Raw genomic sequence first — 22566 nt, 5'->3', positions numbered from 1 at the left:
AGATGTGTATAAGAGACAGCCTCTGTCTCCCCTGCTCCCCTCTTAATCAACCGTTGCCCCAGTAGCTGGAATGATCTACAGGTCTGGTTCCGCCGATCGCAGCAAGAACAACGTCCCTTAGCGATCGCCTATCCCCCCCCAACCTTCCCCTCGGCGGCAATGGTTTGGCAACAACTGGTGGGCATTGCTAAGTACCTCAGTCGTACCGGCAAATCGGCTACTCGCCTGCAATTGGTAGATAAATTAGAAATTGGCGATCGTACCCTACAGCTGGGCTTTAGAACATTGAAGTACCTGGGCTTTCAGATTGCAGCCGTTAACAATAGCTTCAAAATTACCTGGCAAACTACAGATACCTCTCCGACGGATGCTCGCTTTATCGCTGCCATAGAGCAGTTCTTTAGTGCAATTCAAGAAGAACAATTTCGTCGCCAGTATTTTGCCCAAATTCCGCTATCTACCCTTCAGGCGGTAGCGGCGCAAACGAGTTTGAGTGAACCATTGCAACGTTCTGGTTCCAATTCTTTAGACTAGTGGCAAGATGGCTTGTGAATGGACAGCAGGAGCGTGGTGATGATGAAGGTTCAGCATTGGGCAGCGATCGGCTTGGGATTAGGACTGGCGTTCTTCCCAGGTACGGTTCGCGCCATTCCCGGTCAATCGATCGATGAAGCGACCGCCTGGATTCAATCTAATCCCACTTTGCAACCGGCTAGAGGCGAAAAGTTGCTGGTACGCAAAACGGCAACTCCCGCCCAACGGTTTACCTTTCAAGCGCTCCCGTTGCAGGCAGGTCGGGCAGCACCGGGTTCAGGTGGTCGAGCGGTAATTCGGACGGAAGAGTTGACCATGTTTGACATGCTCAATGGGCTAACCATCCCCCGCTTAGAAGAGTCATTACGGGCAATTTATGGTGCCAGTATTTATCAGGATTATGCTCAAGCGACCGTCGTTTACGCCTATCCAACGCTCTCGACGCGACAGCAGGCAACCAACCGAGGTACTCCCTTACTGGCACAACTTCAGGGAGAGCTACGGGAAGGCGATCGCTTTGCCTATTGGACAGAGATCACCCGTCGCCCTGATGGTTATGCCTATATGGGACGACTGACGGTGTTTTTGCGGGAAGACTTACCCAAATTAGAAGCTGAACTCCGCAGTCGCTAGAGCTATTTACCGTCTCAGATCGGCGGGTTCCCGATCGCTAACCGTGACCGAATCAGTGCCTTGAGTATCGGCAAATAAGCCTAACAACGGTCCGAGGATGGCTCCGAAGACAAAGCCGCCAGCGTGCGCCCAGTAGGCAATACCACCATTTTCCATGCCGATATTCATCGGAGCTTTGAGGCTAAATATGCCGTAGAGAGCTTGTTGCAGGAACCAAATACCCAGGAAATAAATTGCCGAAATCCGCAGAGGCACTAGCACAATCCCAAGCGGCAGCAGCGTTAATACCTGGGCTTTGGGAAAGCGAAGGATATAAGCTCCCATTACTCCTGCGATCGCGCCACTGGCTCCCAGAGAGGGCACACTTGAGCCGGAGGAGAAAAACCATTGAGCTAAACCCGCTAGGGCTCCACAGAGCAGGTAGAAGAGTAAAAATTTAATGTGTCCTAATTTATCCTCAACGTTGTTGCCAAAAATCCACAGAAACAACATATTTCCAGCCACATGCAGAAAGCCGCCGTGGAGAAATTGGGAGGTAAATAGGGTGATCCATTCTGGGACAGGTTGGTAGGCGAGTTGTCCTAAGGGTTGGCTACCAAAACTACTGGTTAATTCTCGCGGGACAATTGCCCAGGTTTGCAAGAATTGATCCAGGGCTTGGGGCGGCAGACTCAGTTCATAAGCAAAGATCAAGACATTGGCAATGATCAATGTATAGGTAATAAATGGGGTTGTCCGAGTTGGATTGTTATCACTAATAGGAACCACTGGATCTTTCCTTGTTGGCGATCGGGCTTAACAAGAGAAAATTAACGTAATTCTCGATCGCCTGTCTGCCATCTGGAGAGAGATTTGCTTATGGTAGGCGATCGCCCAATCTACTCACTCCAGGCAACCGGATGGGCTTTCGCTGCCACAACCGCACAATCAACCAGAAATCAACTAAAAAGTAGCCCGAGGTCAGCAGGCTACTGGTCAGCAATAACGGAACGGCTAGGGATTCTGATGTTTGCGCCCCAAATCCTAATAACACGTAAGTCAGTAACCAACTTAAGGTGAGTGTGACGACCAGACGGCTCAAATCGAGTTGCTGCTGAGTGCCGCGTCGATGGTACAACGTCCATAGGGCAGGCAGAAATCCCAGTACCGGAATCAGATACAGGAATAATTTCAGATGTTGAATGTCCTGATTCTCAAAGGGATCACGATCGCTCATAGCACCAACTCAGCAAAGGATGCTTTGATCCTAAGCGATTCTAGCTCAGCGGTCGTATCCGTTCACGATAACTCACGGTGTCTAAGCCATCTCCGGCATCTAATTGATTCGGACCGATCGCTTGTTGTAGACGAGTCACTCGATCGCTGGTAGCGGGGTGAGTGCTCAGAAACGTGGGGATTGGGGATGTCCCCATCAGCTTCCGCATAAATGACACCATTGCGGAGGGCGCATACCCTGCCTGTCGCAGATTTTCTAACCCCAGTTGATCGGCTTCATACTCTGCCTGACGGCTATGGGGTCGTCGCAAAGCCAGTTCTACCCCAATGTTGACCAGAATATTACGGTTAACGCCTGCGGCTCCGGCGACACCACTGGCGATCGCCATTTCCCGAGCTTGTCTTAATGAGTGTTTGGCGGCAACATGGGCAATCTCATGTCCGAGCACACTTGCCAGTTCCGCTTCGTTCTCAGCTAATTTGATCAACCCAGTATTGACATAAATGAATCCACCCATCGTGGCAAAGGCATTAACTCCAGAGTCATCCACTACTTGAAAGGTATAGGGCAGATTAGGACGACGGCTCTGAACGGCTAACCGTTGTCCAATGCTGTCAACATACTGAGTAACTCTCGAATCACGATATAGCCTGACTCTGCCTTTGCCAATTAATTCCTGATTGATCTGTTTACCAATCTCTACTTCCTGCCGATCGGACATGGAAGAAAGCTGGATCACCTGAATCCCGCGTAGAATTAAATCTCCCCAGGGTAAGGCTTGGGCGACGATGGGTTGACCCACAATCACCAGCACTGCCATTGTGACGGACAGGAGGGGATGAATCCACCGCCGCGATCGCCGAGAGAACGAAGAGAATAGCTTCACCATAGGTTCCATCAGAAGAAAGGGATAGTTACGGGTAATTTATTTAACTGAAATAATTGCGGTAGCCCTATAGCCCTTAGAGTGCCCAGGCAATGATGGGAGTTATCCCTTTGGCAATTGCAACGATTGCCAGGTACTGAATGCTCATGACACTCCGATCGCTGGATTTGTTCCATCCTGCGTCAGGATAGAGGATGTTCTCGATCGCAGCCGAACAAGATGGTTCAAGGTACAAGGATTTTAATTGGCATTAGTGGTGGCATTGCGGCTTACAAAGTCTGTGCCATGATTTCGACCCTGGCAAAAGCTGATGCCCATGTGCGGGCAATTCTCACCGATGCTGCCCAGGAATTTATTACCCCGTTGACGGTATCCACGCTCTGCCGCCATCCTGCCTATACCGATCGGGACTTTTGGCAGTCTACCCATGCTCGCCCGTTACATATTGAATTAGGGGAATGGGCAGAAGTGATGCTGATTGCACCCCTGACCGCTAACACCCTGGCAAAACTGACCTATGGCATGGCAGATAACCTGTTAACCAATACGGTACTGGCATCCACCTGCCCGATTCTGTTAGCTCCCGCCATGAATACGGATATGTGGGAACAGGCAACGGTGCAACGCAACTGGCAACAGGTACAAATGGATCCCCGTTATCATGCGATCGCTCCTGGCTCTGGGATTTTGGCGTGCGATCGGGTGGGGACGGGACGGATGGCGGAACCGGAAGATATCCTGCCTTATATCTACTCGCTATTACAAACAAAGGGACAGCGTGATCTCGTTGGCAAGCGGATTTTGATTAGTGCCAGTAGTACCCGCGAACATCTTGATCCGGTGCGGTTTATTGGCAATCCCTCAACGGGCAAAATGGGGGTGGCTTTGGCGCAGGCAGCCGTCCATCGGGGGGCGGAAGTAACGTTAGTGCATGGCGCGATCGATCACCGGGATTTGACCTCGCTAGCGGGAGTGCAGCGGATCCCGGTGCTGAGTGCAGAGGAGATGCGGCAGGCATTACGATCGCAGTTTTCCCAGGCGGATATCACGGTGATGGCGGCGGCGGTGGCGGATGTCAGACCAGCGCAGTACAGTGCCGAGAAAGTACCCAAAGCTGAATTACCCGAGCAGCTTCCATTAGAGCCTGTGCCGGATATTGTGGCGGAACTGGTATCGCTGAAACAACCCCATCAACGGGTGATTGGGTTTGCGGCCCAAACGGGTGATATTGTCGCTCCGGCGATCGCGAAACTTCAGCGCAAACAACTGGATGCGATCGCGGCGAATCCAATTGATCAGCCGAATAGTGGGTTTGGCAGCGATCTAAATCAAGCGGTATTTATTGACTACCACGGTAATCGGCTGATGATTAACCAACCGTGCAGTAAGCTACGAATGGCACATGAGTTATTTGATTTTGTCCAGAAAATTTAGCTGGGAGGTGTGTTTAGATGGGACCGGGATATATGCCCACCTTTCTGTATTATTTCGTGGTGACAACCTTTATTGTGGTGTTCGTAGTGCTGCAAGGGGGCGAAACCTTACAAGTCGCGAATCCGTTTCAAGTTGGCATGTTTTGTGGGTTAGCCGCCGGATTTTTGGGTGCCCGCTTTAATAGCAGTCAAACCATATCTTTGCCAGTAAAAAACAAGGGTGCATTTCAGAAACAACTCCTGAAAACCCTTAACGATTGGGGCTATCAGGAGTTCTCCGAATTGAATGGTTTTACTGTGTATCAACGATCGGGCTTAAGCCAATTTTTCTCCGGCAAAATCTACGTGCAACTCGATAAAACGACCGCCACGATCGCGGGACGTGCCAGCAAAATTCGCCCCCTACAAAAACAGCTTGATCCCACGACAAAATCCGGCAAGTCACCCTAAATGCTGCGAGTCAGTTGATTCCAGGTGTCGATCACTTGTTGCAGGGTAGGTGGTAATTGATCTTGAATGCTGTCGGCATAGCGGACGGTGCCAAAGCGACCAGACAGCGTGACGGTAATGTAATCGGCTGACCCCGGCGTGGCAGGGAAACTCTGGCGATCGTACCGTTTGATCCGGTATTGGTCGAGCCGTTGCTGGAGTTGATAAACCTGTTGTCGCGATAGCTGCCGCACCTGGGAATTACTGCTGTTCCCCGTGGGGCTAAGGGTTTCCTGAATTAGCCGCCCATCACTCATTAAGGTGGTTTGCACTGTGCGACCAATAAAGCCACCACTGGCGATCGATCGCAAGATCACGCCTTTTTGTAAATTGGCTGGCATCTCGTTGGTGGGAATCCGGCTGGACTGAATCTGTCCTGGTTGCGGCACAGTGGTTTGGGTATTGGTGGCTGTTTCTAAGCGGAAGTTGCGTCCTGCGTCATCGGTACGATAGACCCAACGCTGGCTACCCTCCGTCAGGACAACCCGCCAACCATTGACCATTGCCATACTGCACATTTCATCGGGTGTTGCCAGTTCCAAACAGCCATTTGCCCAGGTTTTGGGAGTTGCTTCACTCACCTGGATGTTACCAACTGGAATCTGAGTACGTTTGTTGATGTCCTGACGGAGGGCGTTGGCGATCGCAGGTGGGAGTTGAGCAGGCTGATTTTGGCTGATTTCGTTGCTGGGAACGGTGGTGGTTGGCACTACAACATCAGGCGCAGTAGCGGCATTGCAACCGGCAATCAACCCCACGGATAGGAGACTGGTCAGCAGGAAGGTGGTGGTCAAATAGTGACGCAAACCAGGAGAACTGGGGGAGGGAGACATTGACGCGGACGGGTGATGGGTAGACAAGATAGTCATAATAGGTTTGGGCAAACAAAATTTTTGCCAGTCTGGCTTGGCAAGGAGCAGGGAGCCAATACTCTGAAGCCATGCTGCCAGCTTGGGACTGAACTGTATTCCTAGACACCACGATCGCCGGATCAAGTTCCACATTATTTCGCTTTTTTCGTTGGTTGCTCTACAAACGGTAGTTGGTTCCAGACCTGGGCAAAACTGCTGGGATGGGCAAACCGCCAGATCCCTCCAGCGATGAACGCTAACACGAGCAAACTCACCAGGTTGCTGACTAAGGGTTTAATTGGGAATTGCCGTTTAGGACGACGGGCATCCCATTGTTCCGGTGTGACGGAGGTTGGACGATTGGGTAAGGGTTGAACTCCAGCCGAAGGTTTGGCGATCGCTTTCGGGCCAGACGTTGAGGTTGGTCGAGCCGCGACATTGCTGGCGACTTGAGCCGGTGATTTCTTCATGTCCTGCATGTGATGCGTCACGACAGGAGGGCGACGCTGGGTGCGGCTCCAATTGATCAGGGCAGGCAAGGGCAGTCCGCAGAGATTCGGCATATCTAAGGCTGGCAAGCGTTTCAGCAAGGGTTGGTCATTGGCAACCAATACCACCAGAGCATCGGAGCGCCGTTCTGCCAGCCCATAGACATGCTGAAGCACTGTGGTAGACAGCCGCGCCTTTTTGCTCAACGTATGACCTGCCGCCGGTTTAAGCGACTCATGATCCGCGATCGCCGTAGCCTCTTTCCAACCGCTCTGAGGATAAAATCGGTCAAATTCCCTAGCGATACTCTCGATTTCTGGTTCTGGGGCGTGATCTTTGAGCACTGCCATTTCATCTAACACGGCTCTTGGCACATAGCATTCTCCGGTGCGGGAGAACTCTTGCCAATCCCGCGTTCTGCCAGCTAGCAACGCGCTGATGTCTAAGACGATTAACAGGGGAGGTAACAGAGACATAGATGTCGTCAAGCCCCGATACTACAGTTGAATGTGACTACAAAATTATTCTAAGTAGACGCAACAGCACACTGAGATCATCGACGGAGACGGGCAAAATTCTAGCTATTACTGAGCTTAGAGGTTTTGCAACCTGGCGATGAATATCGATAGTCTGAAATTTGCCATACTTGAGCCACCTACTGCTAGGGTAGCATTCTGCCTCATATTGGATTGATCAGCAAAAAAATTGCGGCTTTTGGAGTCTGGCTGAACTCAACGAATACGTTACGATCGGGAGCAAGGACGACAACTGTAAAGCTGGGTAACAAACATTTCAAAAAGGTTTAGAAATAGTACACCATGCAATTAACGCTTTACCTTATACATTTACAGCACGTCGTACTCCAAGTTGTTAGAGGCACGTCATGAGCAATGCATCGAAGTACCGGATAGTTTGTACGCTGTCCTTTGGTGACATCTACGGACAAATTATTGTGTGGTTAATTGTAATTTTCGTCAGTTTGTCGGCAGCACTGGCGCTGATGGGAGCAAGTCGTCCAGTGTATGCTCTGGCAACGGTGGGAATTATTTTAGTATTGACATTGCCGTTCCTGCTATTTGCCTTTGTCACGACGTTGCTCAATCATATTGAAGTATCGCCGATCGATACGGCGACGCAACCCAAGCCAGTGTCCTCCGCTACTAGCAGTCAACGACCGGCTGAAGCTGCCAGCTAAGGTTTGGATGGAGTGAACTGTCCTGATATCTGACACCGTTGGATCAACGACAGGGGCGATCGCTCAATCGGCACTGTGCCCGTTCTGACTGCTATTTTTCCCAAGTTCCCTGTCACACGGTAGGGAACTTTTAGTTTGAGCAAAATTATTTTTTCTCCTGGCAAATCCTATGATTGAACATGACGTAATGATTGTTGGTGGTGGCTTGGCGGGTTCCCGGGCGGCTCTGGAAATTGCCCGACTTGATCCGACGTTGAGTGTTGGTTTAGTGGCGAAAACCCATCCGATTCGATCGCACTCGGTGGCTGCCCAGGGTGGAATCGCGGCGGTATTGCAAAACGTCGATCCAAATGATAGTTGGGAAGCCCATGCCTTCGATACGGTAAAAGGCTCGGATTATTTAGCCGATCAGGATGCGGTAGAGATCCTGACGCAAGCCGCTCCTGGAGTGGTGATTGATCTGGAACACATGGGCGTTCTGTTCTCCCGGCTCCCCGATGGTCGGATTGCGCAACGAGCCTTTGGCGGACATTCCCACGATCGCACCTGCTATGCTGCCGATAAAACTGGACATGCGATTCTGCATGAATTGATCTGTAACCTGATGGCTCAGGGCGTAACGATCTATGACGAGTGGTACGTTCTTCGCCTGATTCTGGAGGATGGGCAGGCGAAGGGTGTGGTGATGTATCACATTCTGGATGGTGAATTAGTCGTTGTGCGGGCGAAAGCCGTCATGTTTGCGACGGGGGGCTATGGGCGGGTTTACAACACGACCTCGAATGACTATGCCTGTACGGGCGATGGGTTGGCGATGACCGCGATCGCCGGTCTGCCCTTAGAAGATATGGAATTTGTCCAGTTCCATCCCACAGGCTTGTATCCGGTCGGAGTGCTAATCTCTGAGGCAGTGCGAGGGGAAGGGGCGTATCTGATTAATAGTGAAGGGCAGCGGTTTATGGCAGACTATGCCCCCAGCCGGATGGAATTAGCACCTCGCGATATTACCTCCCGAGCGATTACCCGCGAGATTCGCGCTGGACGTGGGATTCATCCCGATGGCAGTGCCGGGGGACCGTTTGTTTACCTGGATCTGCGTCACATGGGACATGACAAGATCATGAGCCGAGTGCCGTTTTGTTGGGAAGAAGCCCATCGCCTGGTGGGGATTGATGCGGTGCATGAACCGATGCCAGTGCGACCAACGGTTCACTACTCAATGGGTGGCATTCCGGTGAATACGAATGGACAGGTGCGCCGCAGTCCGACGGAGTTAGTGGAAGGATTTTTTGCGGCTGGGGAGTCTGCCTGTGTCTCAGTGCATGGGGCAAATCGCTTGGGCAGTAATTCGCTGCTGGAATGTGTGGTCTATGGTCAGCGAACCGGGGCAGCGATCGCGGAGTATGTGCAAAAACGCAAATTACCAGATGTGGATGGAGCCAGGTATCTGCGGGAGGCTACTGACCAGATTGAGGCGCTGTTGAATCAAACGGGGGAATATCGGATTGATCAGATTCGGCAAGCCTATCAGGATTGTATGACCGACTATTGTGGGGTGTTCCGTTCTGATGAGATTATGCGGCAGGGGATTGCCCGACTCAAGCAGATCCAGAAGCAGTATAGTCATCTGCGGCTGGATGATAAAGGTAAGTGCTGGAATACCGAAATTATTGAAGCTCTGGAACTGCGGAGTTTAATGATTGTGGGTGAAATGATTCTGACTTCGGCATTAAACCGCCGGGAAAGTCGGGGTTCCCATGCCAGAGAAGATTACCCCGATCGGGATGATGCCAATTTCCTCAAACATACCCTGGCATACTATTCTCCCGCCGGAATTGATATTAATTACTTACCAGTGGCAATTACGCGGTTCCAACCCCAAGAGCGCAAATACTAAATGCATAATGGCAGGCTGAACACCCTAAATGATCAAAGAGTGGCGATCGTCTAGGGTGGCAGTCTGGCAATTCTTCGCTAAAGTGTTGCCAAACTGTCAGCAGCGTCACATAAGATTCGGCAAACTAGGAAAATCATGCCTTGCTAACGTTCTCCGAACTTATGCGGAGGCGGCATTGTAAAGGTTTGATTAAACTACGGTTATCCTACCGGGATATGCTAGTTTTGAAATAGCCGTTCTTGACTCTCGTTGCCTACTGGTTATGAGTATTCCCTCTCGTCATCCCCAAGCCCGATCGACTGTTAATATTCTTCATTCTGTGCCGCCGTTGCCTGGTGCGCGATCGTCCCAACCGTCAGAACCAGCGTTTTACTATTTTGCCTATGGTTCCTGTATGTGTCCGGTTGATCTGAAGCGGACACTGGGCGAAAGTATGTATCCGTTTGTGATTGGGGCAGCGACGTTGCCCGGTTATCGCCTGGGCTTCTATCGCCGATCTCAACTGCGGAATTGTGGCGTGTTGGATGTGGTGCCTGACCCCCATTCGCAGGTCGAAGGGGTGTTATACCAACTGCCCTGGCGGTTAAGCGCCTTATTGGACGAACGGGAAGAAGTGCCCCGGGGCGGGTATCGGCACGAAACGATCGAGGTTTTGTGTGGGAAGCAGCGTTATGCCGATGTGCGGACGTATGTAGTGGTGAATAAGCTACCGGAAGAACTGGCTCCGAATGATTGGTACTTTAATGTAGTGCTACGGGGAGCCGTCACCTGTGGCTTACCGGAACAATACTGCTGGCAGTTATTCAGTCACATGCATCGGTTACAGCAACAACAGGCAGCAATTCAGCAATCTGCCTAACGCCTTAACTGGCTAGATTCAAGGCTAATTGTAGTTGGGATGTCGCTCTGGGTTCGGGGATGGGAGCCGGATCATGGGTGACGGCGGCACAGTAACGGGCATAGCTACAGCGATCGCACTGCTTACCGGGTTGGGGATCCCAGCCGCGATCCTGCCGTAATCGCACCGCCAAATTGCTAATCATGGCTTCAACCTGTCCTTTGTGATCTTCGGTCGCTTCAAAGCGAATTTTTTCGCCCGATCGCAGGAACAGTAAGCTGAGATATTTCAAACTTTGTTGATAGGTTTGTTTTAGCGCTAGATAATATAGTCCAATTTGCAGGTTGATTTCGCTGGAATCAGGTAGTTTAACGTCACGGCTGGATTTGTAATCAATTAACTCCAAACCATCCGGTAGAAAATCAATGCGATCGTAGCGTCCGACCAAGGAGAATTCTAAATTTTCTACTTGTAAATAACCTTGAATTTTGCCTTCTACAGCCAGGGGTTGGGTTAAGGCAACCGCATTGGCAATAAAGCGATGGTAGTAATTTTCTAAAATGGCGATTCCTTCCATGACTTGATTGGCACTTAGTCCCGAGGAATGTTGGTTCCAACAATGATGTAACCATGGCAAATCGGGTAACGCATTTTGATAGTGCCAATCTCGATGGAATTGGGCTAATGCCTGATGTAAAGCCGTTCCCAGTGTGGCTGCACCAAAGAAGCTACTTGGGGTTAAGCGATGTTCATAGCGTAGGTAATAGGCATAGGGACAGCGCTTATAGGTCTGTAGTTTTGTTGCTGAAATCTGATAAGCCATGTTACTTCAACCAACTACATGATTTAAACAACGGGCAACCAAAAATTAGTCATTAGCTTGAGCTTTTCCACCTCCTAACCTTGCCAACTTTGAAGCATCTAATCCTCCAGAATTGGGGGCTAGGAGGGCAAAATTTATCCCGTGAACTGACTTAATTTTGACCGATCGGTCGTCTGAATAGGGCATCTAAATAAATCCGAGATGCCTGACGGTGGAAGAGTTTTTCCGGGGCAGATTCCATTTGATTCTGTAATAGGAATAGTGATAACGCTGCCGCAAAAACGCGGTCTTGATCCCAATCGGGACGCAATTCTAAATAGTTTTTGATCGATTCATGTAGCACTTCAGGAATTTCGACTAACAGGCTAACGGTAGAGTTCATACAGTGCTTTGCTCCAAGGTTGGTGAATGGTTCAAACGAATGAATTCGTTACAAGCCGTGAGAGATCTGCTGCTCAGCTATTAAGGTTCCGACCCATTTTCTGGTATTCATACCGCCGTTTCTCAATAGTTGACCAGCCATTAAACAACCCAAAATTGCGCTAACCGACCTGGTGAGTGTCCTTACTCAACCTTCTGGGACTGAGAGCAAGCTGATTCAAAGCATGGACTGGAGGCAGGAAGATTGAAATGCCGTTCTCGCAGTTCATCTGATTTAGTGGGCTTACCTCAGATTCCAGAACGCTGTCCACTCAGGTCAGTACGCTCTTTACTTAAGTCGCTTCATTGTGCGGTGCAATACGGCTAGTTGTCAATGTTGAGAAATATTGCGATCGCGTTTAGATCAAAAAAAGGTTTACGAAAGAATCGGGGTTTGAGGTAATTTTTTGTTGCAGAACTTCACATAAAGGCGGGTGGTTAGACGAGTCAGGCGGAGAATATTGCCACGGACGATCGAGGCGGCAAAGTCCGATGTTATCGTGTCGCCTGTGGAAAACTTTCCATAACCTGTGGAAAACGTGTGGAGAGGTTGTGGAAAACAGTGGACGTGCTTGTGGAAAGGTTGTGGAAAGCGTGGGGAAAAGTTGGCTAAATAATAAGAAATGTAAAATTTTGGTCTTTGTGACTAAACTTGACCTAAGCCAACTCTTCTGCAAAAATTCGGCGGATAATTTCGGTAACAGCCCCTGCCATGGTGGTGTCACGCTCTGCATCGGTGCCATTGGGTGCCCAGAGTGCCATTGTCAGGGTGCGCCATTTAGCCGTGTTTTGACGGCGATCGATCAATTGTGCTAGGGCAACATAGGTCAGGGCACTATTGCCTAAGCCCATTTTGGAGATCAGCACTGGTTCAGTTGCTACGTTCACCAGTCCCAGGGTTTCTAGGGCGACATCCAGGTAGCGGGCAGTGTCCCAGCCCAACGATCGCACCAAACTTTCTAGGCTCCGCCACTGGGCAGCCGGGAGGCGACGATCGGTAGCCAAATGGTGATGCCAGCCCAACATGGACATTAATCGCACCAGGTCGTAGGCAGAAACATAGTTATTGCCAGTCCCTACCTCGGGCGCGGCGGTTAATAACGGTTCCGTCGTGGCTACCGTAGTGTCAAATAATTCGGGATTAGCCAGGAAGGGAGCTTCGCCGTAGTAGCCTTTGAATTCGATTTCAGGGGTATTGGTAATTGCCTTGAGCCAATCTTCGAGTTCCTGCCGTTGGGTAAATCGTTTAAACATGGCAGACAGCGAATTCGAGGAGGCAATCCGGGCATCATAACTAACCACATCCGTGGTCATTTCATGAAATCGATAACGTTTACCCTGGCTATCGGTACCGATCATGCAGTTATCCACATCGCATTGGGGAGATAGTGCATTTACCTGACAGATCACATTCAGAATCGGAATAAATTTAGTGGCACTGAGAAACTGAAGCGGTTTCGTGGCTGATCTTCCTAACCAATGGGTTCTAATCACGGATTCACCAGGGACAAAACTGCCGATACAGAGACAAGCCGATTCAATATTGCGATCGAGAAAATCTAACCCTTGGGGATCAATCGGGGGCAGCACTCCTTTAGCTGGATAAGCTGTAAAGGTAACGGCTTGTTTGGCGTTAATCGGCAGAAAGGAATTGCCATAGGACGATACCGTTTTCCCGTCGGGTCGTTGGCTCAACCGCACAGGATAGTGATTGATTTGGGAAGCAAACGGTGAGTTTTTAATGGTGCGGTCTAGAAACGCCACATGGTCATCGATCGCGGGGGTATCTGTCTGAATCGCCGCTAATTTATTCAACACATGCTGGTAATCTTTGGCAGCCTCAAAAACATAGGGGAGTTGCACCGTATCCAGTAGCTTTTGTGCCAGGGTGGGATCAAGCGTTTGGCGAGTCACATGATCTAAAGAAAAGGCACTACAAAACTCGGCTAATCCCGCTTCAAAATAAGGTCCCCACAACCCATCAATCCACTGTCCTCCCGGATATAACCCTAAATTTGCTAGTTTCCTTTGGATTTCGCTAACGAGTTGTTTATCAGCTTTCAGTTGTCCAAAAGAGCGGGTGAGTGGCGCTTGAATGATCTGTTGTAGGGTGGTCATACCGTTAATCAGTGATGCAGCATAGTAGATGCCCTCAAGCTAATTTTTCTAGCTTTAGACAATATGTTTCTCCCTTTTACTCTATTTCTGAGCTTTGAGAAGATAAGTCATCACTTCCCCCCGACCTTTCACGGCAATCAGTCCCCGTTTTTCTAATAAAAATTGATGTTGGAGGCGATCGTGGGTGGCTTCTGACACTTGAATTTCCCCAATAATCCCATGCGACTCCATCCGACTGGCGAGGTTGACGGCATCCCCCCAAAGGTCATAGCTGAATTTTTTTAGACCAATCACACCGGCAACCACTGTTCCGGTATGAATGCCAATCCGTAGTTGAAAGCGGGTGCCTAGACGAGTCTGAAATCGCGTAATTTCCCGTTGCATATCTAATGCCATTTGCCCGATCGCTTCCACATGATCGGGGCGAGGAGTGGGTAAACCACCGACCACCATATAGGCATCACCAATGGTTTTGATTTTTTCTAAGTTATGGTGTTCGGCTAGTTGATCAAAGGCAGAAAAAATTTCGTTCAGGCAACTGACTAATTCAACCGGGGAAATTTGGGTGGATAGCTCGGTAAAGTTAACAATATCGGCAAATAAAATCGTGACTTCCTCAAACCGATCGGCGATCGCACTTTGATCTCGCTTTAGCTTTTCGGCGATCTCAGCGGGCAAAATATTGAGCAGCAAGCGATCGGCTTTTGCCTGCTCTGTTCGTAAGTTGGCTTCGGCTTGTCGGCGATCGCAAATCTCTTGCCGCACTCGGTGGAACAGATCATGAAACGCCGTGAGCACTTCCCCCAGTTCATCCTGGCGCTGTACAGTCATTGCCGCAAATTTAGGATCAGACAGATCGTTGCTAATGGCTTCCCCGGCTGCCAACAAATCATCCCGTAATTGCAGAATCGGATTAATCACAGTAAAGCCCAGGGTTAGCATTGTTGCTAAGGTGACAAATACCGCAATGATTAGAATCAGGGCAGCAATACGTTGAATAAACCCGTTCAGTTCTTGTTGAACAGAGGTGGCATCATGCCGCACGACTAAAACATACTGCTGATTCAAGACGCTAGGTGACCAAACGACATCGTAGCGATCGCCTTGATACTGCCGTGCCTGCACCATGCCATTCCCACAACAACTTTTGTAAGTCAGTTCAGGTCGTTCACCAAAACTTTCCAGCAGTTTGCCATCGCGGGTATAGAGTGTGCCGCCTAAAATGACTGAACCGGACTTCAAGTTTTGATTAATCGTTCGCAGCAATCCGGCGGGAGTTTGACCGGATTGGGTGGCTCGTACCAAAGTGGGGGAGAACACTTCATAGGAGATGCGTTCTAATCTGCTCAGTTGCTCTTGTTTCTGACGATAGTAAGACGGGACTAAAATCACCAGTTCAATCCCGACAATGCTGGCGAATACCCATGCCGCAATGTAGCGAGACAGCTTCGCTTTAAATAGCTCAAGGGAGGCTTGGAGTTGCTGAACCATCGTCAATGTTGTAATAGGTCATGTGCATGATTGGTTCGGCTACACCCTAAGAACTGAGCTATCAGTAGCTCCAAAACTGAATCTGACTGTTTGTTTATCCGCGATCGTGATTGGTCTAAGGATGAGCAACAGAATGGATTTCATGCCTCGGCAAGGGCAGGTTGAGCCGAACGCCTAGCAACAAGCCAGGGCATGATGGACAGAACCCGCTACCAGGTTAAACTTTGACGAATACTTGATTACTGTCTATTTTGGTTTGATAGGTGGGTAATGGTTGTGATGCCGGACCCGCTAACACTTGCCCATCGGAACTAAATTCAGCGTTGTGGCAGGGGCAGACAAACTTCTTACTACTGCCATTCCAGCTCACCACACAGCCTTTATGGGTGCAAGTGGGATTGACTCCCAAAACAGCCGTTTGCTTAATCGGATCTCGTACCACCAGTACGGGTTTGCCAGCCACTTGGACTGCCAGGACTCCAGCTTCGTCGAGCGTTGCAATGTCACCCACGGGGGCAAAGCCGTCCGCCCCAGGAGTAGCGGCGGGTAAGTTGGAGCTTGGTGATGATTCATTGGTTTGGGAACAGGCAACGATCGCTACTGGCAAATAGCTGGCTAAACCACCAATCCCGACCCATTTCAAAAAATCGCGTCGTTGCATAGAGTTTCCTCTTCAGCCTATAAATTTTCCTTACCCAATTCTGCCAGCCAGGTCAGGATAATGTCATTCACAGCCGTGGGATTTTCATCATGGGGACAATGTCCGGTATGGGGAATGCCAACAAATTTTACGGAATCGGTTTGAGCTAACTCCTGATAAATCTTGGCTCCAGCGATCGGTGTCCAGGGATCTGCCTCGCCCCAAATGACTAAGAGTGGTGCAGTCACTCGCGGCAATAGTTCGGTTGGGGTTGGTCCCGGAGGAGCCGTTAGGACAGAGGCAAATACTTTGGCGGCACCCGCATCGCAGGATGGAGCATAGAGGAGATCCACCAGTTCTTCTGTAACCGCAGTGTGATCGCGGTAAACCTGAAATAATGTGCGGCGAATTCGGGGCTTTTGCCGGATCTGGTTAAACATAAATACCCCTAACGGCGATCGCACCAAATTGGTGAAGGTGCCCATGATCAGGCGTAGGGGTAAATTTAGTTCATCGGGACGGTGATTCAGCCCACCAGCAGAATTGAGCAAAATGCCTCCGGCTGCCATTTCCGGGTGATCCGCCAGTACCATTAAGCACAATAATCCCCCGATCGAGTTGCCGACAAACACCGTGGGGCGCTGAATATGAGCTTGCCAGAAGTCTCGTAGTAACTCTTGCCAAAGTTCAACGGTGTAATCAATGCTGGGCTTATCGGAACTACCAAAGCCAAGTAAATCGATCGCATAAACCTGATACCCCGCCTCTGCCAGGACTGGAATATTTTTGCGCCAATGCCCAATCGAGGCTCCAAAGCCATGTACCAGTAATAACGGTTGTCCGGTTCCCATGACCGTGTACTGGATCCGATAATCGCGCCAAACCCAGGTAAACTTTTCAAGGACAGTTGTGGTCTTCAGTTGTTGTGCAGTCACGGTTCACAATACTCAATGAAGAATCTTAAATGTCCTCATGATAGCGTTATCTTCTAGTTCTCCTCATGTCTGTAAGCGATCGACCTGACTCTTCAACTCAATTTCCCTGGCAAGATCCAGTCGTGATCCAGCATAGCCAACGGTTGTTACACAGCTTTCAGCATTGGACAGGTCGCCCTTTATTAGACATAAGTAGTTCACCCATTGCGATCGCTGAGGCGTTATTCTCCGCTCCGTTTGTTCTGGTTTCGCATGGCACAGAAGCCGATCCCATTTTCAATTATGGTAATCACACTGCTTTACAACTTTGGGAATTGACTTGGGAGCAATTTACCCAAACTCCTTCACGCCGGACGATTGAAGCCGGTAAAGAAGCGGGACGTGCCCAACTATTAGCTGAAGCTAGAGCCAAAGGCTATATCAGTAACTATGAAGGCATTCGGATTTCCAGCACTGGACGGCGCTTTCGTATTAGTAATGTGATTGTTTGGGATGTCTTAGACGAAACCACCGATCGCTGTGGTCAAGCCGCTACCTTCGATCGGTGGAAATTTATTGAGTAAGCCCTCTGCGCTGATGACATTTAGCTCACCAGGCTGACCACACCCGTATTCAGGTCATAGTATCCGCCGACTACCTTTAACTTACCTTTATTGATTAAATCAGCGACTACGGGAGACAGTTTGATCCGTCTAACCTGAAGCTTGATATTCTCCTGAATGGCATTATCAAGGCGATCGCCGGATTTTCCAGCAGAACTCTCAACAGCCGCATTGATCGCATAGATAAAACTATCGATCATGCCAGGGTATTCACCCCCTTTAACGGCAGCATCAACGGCACCACAACGTCGGTGACCTAAAACCATAATTAAAGGCGAGCCCAAAACACCGGCGGCATACTCCAGGCTCGCGATCGCTTCTGTGATCGCAATATTTCCGGCAACTCGCACCACAAATAAATCGCCAATGCCTTGATCAAAGGCAATCTCCGAAACGACCCGTGAATCGGCACAGCCGAGAATAGCCGCAAATGGAGCCTGTCCCGATGCAACCTGTTCCACTCGAACTAAGGTTTGGTGGGGATTGGTGCGTTTATTCGTGGCAAACCGTTGATTGCCAGTCATCAATTCTTGCAAGGCTTGATCCGGGGTAAGGGTACTGTGAGAAGATCCTGGTTCAGCCGCCATTAAATCAGGTGACGATGGACTGGCTTGGGAGTCTGGCGTTCTAGCGAATGCCCCTGTTCCTAGCCAACCCGTGAGTGAACCTGCTCCGATCGCTCCTATTCCCAGTTGTAACAACCGTCTTCTAGAAGGACTTCCAAGCTTTGGCGGCAACTCCATGACACGCTCCCTCGGCTCTAGTTCAGCCTTTGACTACTGCAAAAAGAGCTTACTTCAGTTTTTTTAAGTCTGTTACCGACTTAAGAATACTTAAGTATCTATTGGAAAACCTCTATCCAAGCCATTGATTGACCCTATCCGTTTGCTGACAAAACCTGCTTCCACCAAAACTCGAACTGATTTAATCCCCATCCCTTAGGAACTGGCGAAAACCACCCCTCCAACTAACATCTCCCCATCTCCCTATCTCCCTAAAGCTGCTGTTTCAATTGCTGGACTAACTCTGGACTCAATTTCACCTTGACCTCCAGCCGTTGTAAATCATCCCGTACCGTTAACGTCTGGGTAGCGGTGGCATACTCACTTTGGTTAGCCTGTACCATGACCGTTTGATACACCAAATCTGGGCGTTCAATCCGGATCACCAATTCCTTCTGCGATCGCGGGAAGATATAAAGCTGTTGCCGTACATGATCCAGTTCCAGGCGATCGGGGGTAGTACTTTTCTCTTGCATCGAATCGGGCTTTTTCCAGTACAGGGTAATGCCGCGCAATTCTGGATCGGTGACGACAAAGGTTTCATCAAACCGTTGAGGATCCCAGTTGAGCGTATTGGCGGCGACTGTTCCGGGAAGCACACGTTGTCGCCAGTTAATCCGCTGACCATTTAACCCTGCCCACCACTGGCGAATTGTCGCTAAATTGTCGGTATTATCAGGAGCACTGCTGCCAAATTGCCAAATGGTTGTCATGGCGGACATAAACCCTCCTCTGGTTGTTTACCCCAACTCTAACACTGCCAGATTTGTGTCAAAGGACAGCGATCGCCCGAAGATACTAGAGGGCTGTTGGCATTTCTGGATTGTCGAACTGCATGGAACTACCGTTGATTTATCATCCCGATTACGTGGCTCCCCTGCCGGAGGGCCATCGCTTTCCCATGCCTAAATTTCGTCAACTGTATGAATTGTTGCTCCGCGATCGGGTGGCTGAACCGAGTCAATTTCATGCGCCCGAAGCACCGCCCCAAGACTGGATCGAACTGGTGCATACTCCAGACTATGTGCAGGCCTATTATCAAGGCACATTAGATGCGAAGGCGCAACGACGGATTGGGTTGCCCTGGAGTCCTGCCTTAGTCAACCGCACCTGTGTGGCAGTGGGGGGAACGATTCTGGCGGCAAAACTGGCATTGCAATGTGGACTCGCCTGTAATACAGCCGGAGGTACCCATCATGCCTTTCCCAGTTATGGATCGGGATTTTGTATCTTTAATGATTTGGCGATCGCGGCGCGGTTACTCTGCCACCTGGGAATGGTACAAAAAGTGCTGATCGTTGATTTAGATGTGCATCAGGGCGACGGGACGGCGTTGATCTTCCGAGATGATCCCGCCGTGTTTACCTTTTCCATGCACTGTGAGGTCAACTTTCCGGGCACGAAACAACAGAGCGATTTAGATGTGTCGTTACCCGTAGGGATGGAGGATGACGAATATCTGCAAACCCTGGCAGACTACCTACCGGATTTATTGACTCAGGTGCAGCCAGATTTAGTATTGTATGATGCCGGAGTTGACCCCCATGTGGGCGATCGCTTGGGTAAACTCGCGTTGACCAATACAGGCTTATTTCGGCGCGAGATGCAAGTGTTGACGACCTGTTTAGCTCAAAGCTATCCCGTCGCCTGTGTGATTGGGGGTGGGTATGCCGATGATCTAACGGCATTGGTCTATCGGCATTCGCTATTACATCGGGCGGCGACCGAAGTGTATTACCACTATCGGCTCTAATAAAATAGGGCAGACTAATTAAGCTGCCCTGTCTAACATTCAATTGCTTGGGAATCAGACCAAGTAAGGTGGTTAGATCATGCCACCCGCTGCCTGAAAGCGTGCCCGGGCTCGACGGTAGGCTTGGGTTGCCTGGATCTGCTCCTGCCGATCGCCACTTTGCTGGGCTTTGGTATAGCGGGCTTCTGCCTCTTGATAGCTAACACGTGCTTCTTCGCGATCGATCTTGTCGCCACGTTCTGCCGCATTGACCAGAATGGTGACTTCATTCGTTTCCACTTCTGCAAATCCGCCCATTAAGGCAATCGGTGTCCAGGTTTTGTCGGAGCGGACTCGCATGACTCCAATCTCCAATGCCGTGAGCAACGGAGCGTGACCACTGAGCACACCTAGTTGTCCAGTGGTACTGGGTAGGATGACTTCTTCAGCCTCGGAGTCCCAGACCGTTTTGTCTGGTGCAATCACACGAACGGTTAGAGCCATAAGTCTTATGTAGAAATATTAGGAATGTAGGATCAGAGGCTGGTAAGGAACGCTAGGGACAATCACAGTTATCGGCCTGACCCTAGCGCTAAACTCCTTGCGTCTGATTAGTTGCCAGCCTTCATCTTTTCGCCTTTCGCGATCGCTTCGTCGATGCTGCCAACCATGTAGAAGGCTTGCTCAGGATACTCATCCAGATCACCGGAGAGAATCATTCTGAAGCCCTTAATGGTGTCGGCCAGGGTGACGTATTTGCCAGGAGAACCGGTGAACACTTCTGCCACGAAGAACGGCTGGGATAGGAAGCGCTCAATCTTGCGGGCGCGAGCCACGGTGAGACGATCGTCTTCAGACAGTTCATCCAGACCCAGGATGGCGATGATGTCTTGCAGTTCTTTGTACCGTTGCAGAGTGGATTGGACTTCCCGAGCGGTTTGATAGTGTTCGCTACCCACAACACCGGGTTGCAACATGGTGGAAGTAGAACCGAGGGGATCCACGGCGGGGTAAATCCCTTTAGAGGCTAGACCCCGAGACAACACGGTGGTTCCGTCTAAGTGAGCAAAGGTGGTAGCCGGAGCAGGGTCAGTCAAGTCGTCCGCTGGCACATAGACTGCTTGGATAGAGGTAATGGAACCTTCGGTGGTGGACGTAATCCGTTCTTGCAGGTCGCCCACGTCCGTACCTAGAGTGGGCTGGTATCCTACCGCAGACGGCATCCGTCCCAAGAGTGCGGATACTTCAGAACCCGCTTGCACGAACCGGAAGATGTTATCGATGAACAGTAGTACGTCTTGCTTGTTGACATCCCGGAAGTATTCCGCCATGGTCAGTGCCGACAGTCCCACCCGCATTCTGGCTCCAGGGGGTTCGTTCATCTGACCGTAGACTAGCGCAATCTTGGACTCGCCCAGATTGTCCTTATTAATTACGCCGGATTCCATCATTTCGTTGTAGAGGTCATTGCCCTCACGGGTGCGCTCACCCACACCGCCGAAGACCGATACCCCACCGTGTTTGGTGGCGATGTTGTTGATCAATTCCATCATGATCACGGTCTTGCCCACTCCGGCTCCACCGAATAAACCGATCTTGCCACCCCGACGATAGGGAGTTAGCAGGTCAATCACCTTAATGCCGGTTTCAAATACGGAAGGGGTGGTTTCCAGGTCAGTCAGTTTGGGCGCAGAACGGTGGATCGGAGAAAAGTCGTTGGCGCTGACGGGACCCCGTTCATCTACGGGTTCGCCCAACACATTAAAAATCCGTCCCAGGGTGGCTGCACCAACGGGCACACTAATCGGGGCTCCCGTATCCTTCACTTCCATCCCACGAACCAGACCGTCGGTGGTACTCATCGAAACTGCCCGCACCTGCTCATCGCCAAGCAGTTGTTGAACTTCGCAGGTGACATCCACTTCTTGTCCAGCCGTGTTGGTTCCCTTGATGGTCAAGGCATTGTAGATATCTGGCAACTTCCCGCCAGGGAACTTGATGTCCACAACGGGACCGATAATTTGCGTGATGTAACCAATATTTTCTGTGGTGGTAACCATGCTCGCGCCCTACTCTGTGACTTCAGCTATCCTAAATATTTCGGACTTAGTTGCAGACTGGAAACGTATCGTAACGTTCAAATCGCCATTCATCAGCTTATCACTAGACCCTTTGCAAAAGTTATTTTTTCCTAAAGCGAGGCAAGAAAGTTTCTGCGATCGCCAATTTCCACAACTCCTGACCAATCGTGTTATGCTGATATGTGGCTCGGATCTATGCGATTACAACGCCCAAACCTTGTCAGGACCGGAAGGTAGCAGCAATACGGGATGCTTGTGATAGGCGTAGACTCCGGGTCGCCTTTGTTTTAAAGCCTGGGCAGCCGGGGTAGCCCGATAGGCTGGTTCGTCAACGCCAGATTCGCTACAGGTTTGGCTGTATTTGTTCTCATTCATTCCACCCTTGCGGTAATTTGCCATTTCTCAGTACGGCAATCCTGCGTTTTAGCCAGTAGCAGGATATCGGCTTTATTCCGTATGCTGGAAACATCCAGGGCATAAC

At 50.2% G+C, this 22566-nt stretch carries 24 protein-coding genes and 1 other RNA gene; 10 read left to right on the top strand and 15 right to left on the bottom strand.

Annotated features, from left to right (window positions below; genetic code table 11):
* Positions 1 to 159 precede the first annotated feature (159 nt).
* Together ACN4EK_RS20335 and ACN4EK_RS20330 are read left to right on the top strand one after the other, a co-directional pair.
* Positions 160 to 534, top strand: coding sequence for a hypothetical protein (locus ACN4EK_RS20335; protein ID WP_431660022.1), 375 nt, complete (start codon positions 160 to 162; stop codon positions 532 to 534).
* 39 nt (positions 535 to 573) lie between these two features.
* Positions 574 to 1167, top strand: a complete 594-nt coding sequence (locus ACN4EK_RS20330; protein ID WP_431660021.1) for a hypothetical protein — start codon at positions 574 to 576, stop codon at positions 1165 to 1167.
* 6 nt (positions 1168 to 1173) lie between these two features.
* Here ACN4EK_RS20330 and ACN4EK_RS20325 read toward each other — a convergent pair whose 3' ends face one another.
* The 3 genes from ACN4EK_RS20325 to ACN4EK_RS20315 form a co-directional block, all read right to left on the bottom strand.
* On the bottom strand, positions 1174 to 1935 hold the full coding sequence (locus ACN4EK_RS20325; RefSeq protein WP_431660020.1) for a rhomboid family intramembrane serine protease: 762 nt from the start codon (positions 1933 to 1935) through the stop codon (positions 1174 to 1176).
* An 88-nt stretch (positions 1936 to 2023) separates the two neighbouring features.
* On the bottom strand, positions 2024 to 2383 hold the full coding sequence (locus ACN4EK_RS20320; RefSeq protein ID WP_431660019.1) for a hypothetical protein: 360 nt from the start codon (positions 2381 to 2383) through the stop codon (positions 2024 to 2026).
* A 40-nt stretch (positions 2384 to 2423) separates the two neighbouring features.
* Positions 2424 to 3272, bottom strand: coding sequence for a M48 family metallopeptidase (locus ACN4EK_RS20315; RefSeq protein WP_431660018.1), 849 nt, complete (start codon positions 3270 to 3272; stop codon positions 2424 to 2426).
* A 216-nt stretch (positions 3273 to 3488) separates the two neighbouring features.
* On the opposite strand from ACN4EK_RS20315, the gene coaBC reads away from it, so the two are divergent.
* Positions 3489 to 4703: a bifunctional phosphopantothenoylcysteine decarboxylase/phosphopantothenate--cysteine ligase CoaBC gene (gene coaBC / locus ACN4EK_RS20310; protein ID WP_431660017.1), complete on the top strand. Its 1215-nt coding sequence runs from the start codon at positions 3489 to 3491 to the stop codon at positions 4701 to 4703.
* Between the two features lie 17 nt (positions 4704 to 4720).
* Positions 4721 to 5152 carry a hypothetical protein gene (locus ACN4EK_RS20305; protein ID WP_431660016.1) on the top strand — a complete coding sequence of 144 codons (432 nt, stop codon included), beginning with the start codon at positions 4721 to 4723 and terminating at the stop codon, positions 5150 to 5152.
* Here the strand turns inward: ACN4EK_RS20305 and ACN4EK_RS20300 are convergent.
* Positions 5149 to 6060, bottom strand: coding sequence for a hypothetical protein (locus tag ACN4EK_RS20300; protein WP_431660015.1), 912 nt, complete (start codon positions 6058 to 6060; stop codon positions 5149 to 5151). The genes ACN4EK_RS20305 and ACN4EK_RS20300 overlap by 4 nt on opposite strands.
* Positions 6061 to 6194: 134 nt before the next feature.
* Complete coding sequence (locus ACN4EK_RS20295; protein WP_431660014.1) at positions 6195 to 7007, bottom strand: PIN domain-containing protein; 813 nt, start codon at positions 7005 to 7007, stop codon at positions 6195 to 6197.
* A gap of 407 nt (positions 7008 to 7414) precedes the next feature.
* Between ACN4EK_RS20295 and ACN4EK_RS20290 the strand changes: the two genes are divergently transcribed.
* The 3 genes from ACN4EK_RS20290 to ACN4EK_RS20280 all read left to right on the top strand — a co-directional run bounded on the left by ACN4EK_RS20290 (position 7415) and on the right by ACN4EK_RS20280 (position 10482).
* Positions 7415 to 7726 carry a hypothetical protein gene (locus ACN4EK_RS20290; RefSeq protein WP_431660013.1) on the top strand — a complete coding sequence of 104 codons (312 nt, stop codon included), beginning with the start codon at positions 7415 to 7417 and terminating at the stop codon, positions 7724 to 7726.
* Between the two features lie 169 nt (positions 7727 to 7895).
* Positions 7896 to 9623, top strand: coding sequence for a succinate dehydrogenase/fumarate reductase flavoprotein subunit (locus tag ACN4EK_RS20285; protein ID WP_431660012.1), 1728 nt, complete (start codon positions 7896 to 7898; stop codon positions 9621 to 9623).
* 262 nt (positions 9624 to 9885) lie between these two features.
* On the top strand, positions 9886 to 10482 hold the full coding sequence (locus tag ACN4EK_RS20280) for a gamma-glutamylcyclotransferase (protein WP_431660011.1): 597 nt from the start codon (positions 9886 to 9888) through the stop codon (positions 10480 to 10482).
* Positions 10483 to 10486: 4 nt separating this feature from the next.
* On the opposite strand, the gene ACN4EK_RS20275 is transcribed toward ACN4EK_RS20280, so the two are convergent.
* From ACN4EK_RS20275 to ACN4EK_RS20250, 6 genes are all read right to left on the bottom strand, one after another.
* The gene (locus tag ACN4EK_RS20275; RefSeq protein ID WP_431660010.1) at positions 10487 to 11284 is read right to left on the bottom strand and encodes a RecB family exonuclease; all 798 of its coding nucleotides are present in this window, start codon (positions 11282 to 11284) and stop codon (positions 10487 to 10489) included.
* Positions 11285 to 11435: 151 nt separating this feature from the next.
* Positions 11436 to 11666: a DUF2811 domain-containing protein gene (locus tag ACN4EK_RS20270; protein WP_431660009.1), complete on the bottom strand. Its 231-nt coding sequence runs from the start codon at positions 11664 to 11666 to the stop codon at positions 11436 to 11438.
* 695 nt (positions 11667 to 12361) lie between these two features.
* On the bottom strand, positions 12362 to 13822 hold the full coding sequence (locus ACN4EK_RS20265; RefSeq protein WP_431660008.1) for a hypothetical protein: 1461 nt from the start codon (positions 13820 to 13822) through the stop codon (positions 12362 to 12364).
* An 81-nt stretch (positions 13823 to 13903) separates the two neighbouring features.
* Positions 13904 to 15313 (bottom strand): adenylate/guanylate cyclase domain-containing protein, encoded by a 1410-nt coding sequence (locus ACN4EK_RS20260; protein ID WP_431660007.1) that lies wholly within the window; start codon positions 15311 to 15313, stop codon positions 13904 to 13906.
* A 217-nt stretch (positions 15314 to 15530) separates the two neighbouring features.
* The gene (locus ACN4EK_RS20255) at positions 15531 to 15974 is read right to left on the bottom strand and encodes a QcrA and Rieske domain-containing protein (protein ID WP_431660006.1); all 444 of its coding nucleotides are present in this window, start codon (positions 15972 to 15974) and stop codon (positions 15531 to 15533) included.
* A gap of 17 nt (positions 15975 to 15991) precedes the next feature.
* Positions 15992 to 16888, bottom strand: a complete 897-nt coding sequence (locus ACN4EK_RS20250) for an alpha/beta fold hydrolase (protein WP_431660005.1) — start codon at positions 16886 to 16888, stop codon at positions 15992 to 15994.
* Between the two features lie 65 nt (positions 16889 to 16953).
* On the opposite strand from ACN4EK_RS20250, the gene ACN4EK_RS20245 reads away from it, so the two are divergent.
* The gene (locus tag ACN4EK_RS20245) at positions 16954 to 17451 is read left to right on the top strand and encodes an MEKHLA domain-containing protein (RefSeq protein WP_431660004.1); all 498 of its coding nucleotides are present in this window, start codon (positions 16954 to 16956) and stop codon (positions 17449 to 17451) included.
* Positions 17452 to 17471: 20 nt separating this feature from the next.
* On the opposite strand, the gene ACN4EK_RS20240 is transcribed toward ACN4EK_RS20245, so the two are convergent.
* Both ACN4EK_RS20240 and ACN4EK_RS20235 read right to left on the bottom strand, forming a co-directional pair.
* Positions 17472 to 18233, bottom strand: a complete 762-nt coding sequence (locus tag ACN4EK_RS20240; RefSeq protein ID WP_431660003.1) for a carbonic anhydrase — start codon at positions 18231 to 18233, stop codon at positions 17472 to 17474.
* A gap of 251 nt (positions 18234 to 18484) precedes the next feature.
* Entirely contained in the window at positions 18485 to 18994 is a 510-nt protein-coding gene (locus tag ACN4EK_RS20235; protein ID WP_431660002.1) for a hypothetical protein, read from the bottom strand.
* Between the two features lie 113 nt (positions 18995 to 19107).
* Between ACN4EK_RS20235 and ACN4EK_RS20230 the strand changes: the two genes are divergently transcribed.
* On the top strand, positions 19108 to 20025 hold the full coding sequence (locus ACN4EK_RS20230; protein WP_431660001.1) for a histone deacetylase family protein: 918 nt from the start codon (positions 19108 to 19110) through the stop codon (positions 20023 to 20025).
* Between the two features lie 72 nt (positions 20026 to 20097).
* Here ACN4EK_RS20230 and atpC read toward each other — a convergent pair whose 3' ends face one another.
* Both atpC and atpD read right to left on the bottom strand, forming a co-directional pair.
* The gene (atpC, locus tag ACN4EK_RS20225; RefSeq protein ID WP_431660000.1) at positions 20098 to 20508 is read right to left on the bottom strand and encodes an ATP synthase F1 subunit epsilon; all 411 of its coding nucleotides are present in this window, start codon (positions 20506 to 20508) and stop codon (positions 20098 to 20100) included.
* Positions 20509 to 20615: 107 nt separating this feature from the next.
* Positions 20616 to 22064, bottom strand: coding sequence for a F0F1 ATP synthase subunit beta (gene atpD, locus ACN4EK_RS20220; protein ID WP_431659999.1), 1449 nt, complete (start codon positions 22062 to 22064; stop codon positions 20616 to 20618).
* A 205-nt stretch (positions 22065 to 22269) separates the two neighbouring features.
* Here atpD and ffs point away from each other — a divergent pair.
* An RNA gene (gene ffs, locus ACN4EK_RS20215) (signal recognition particle sRNA small type) lies at positions 22270 to 22366 on the top strand.
* Positions 22367 to 22566 lie beyond the last annotated feature (200 nt).

Source organism: Pantanalinema rosaneae CENA516 (assembly GCF_050753385.1).
Taxonomy (GTDB): Bacteria; Cyanobacteriota; Cyanobacteriia; order Leptolyngbyales; family Leptolyngbyaceae; genus Pantanalinema; species Pantanalinema rosaneae.
The sequence above is the reverse complement of the archived record's forward strand: the minus strand, read 5'-3'. Positions and strand labels throughout refer to the sequence as shown.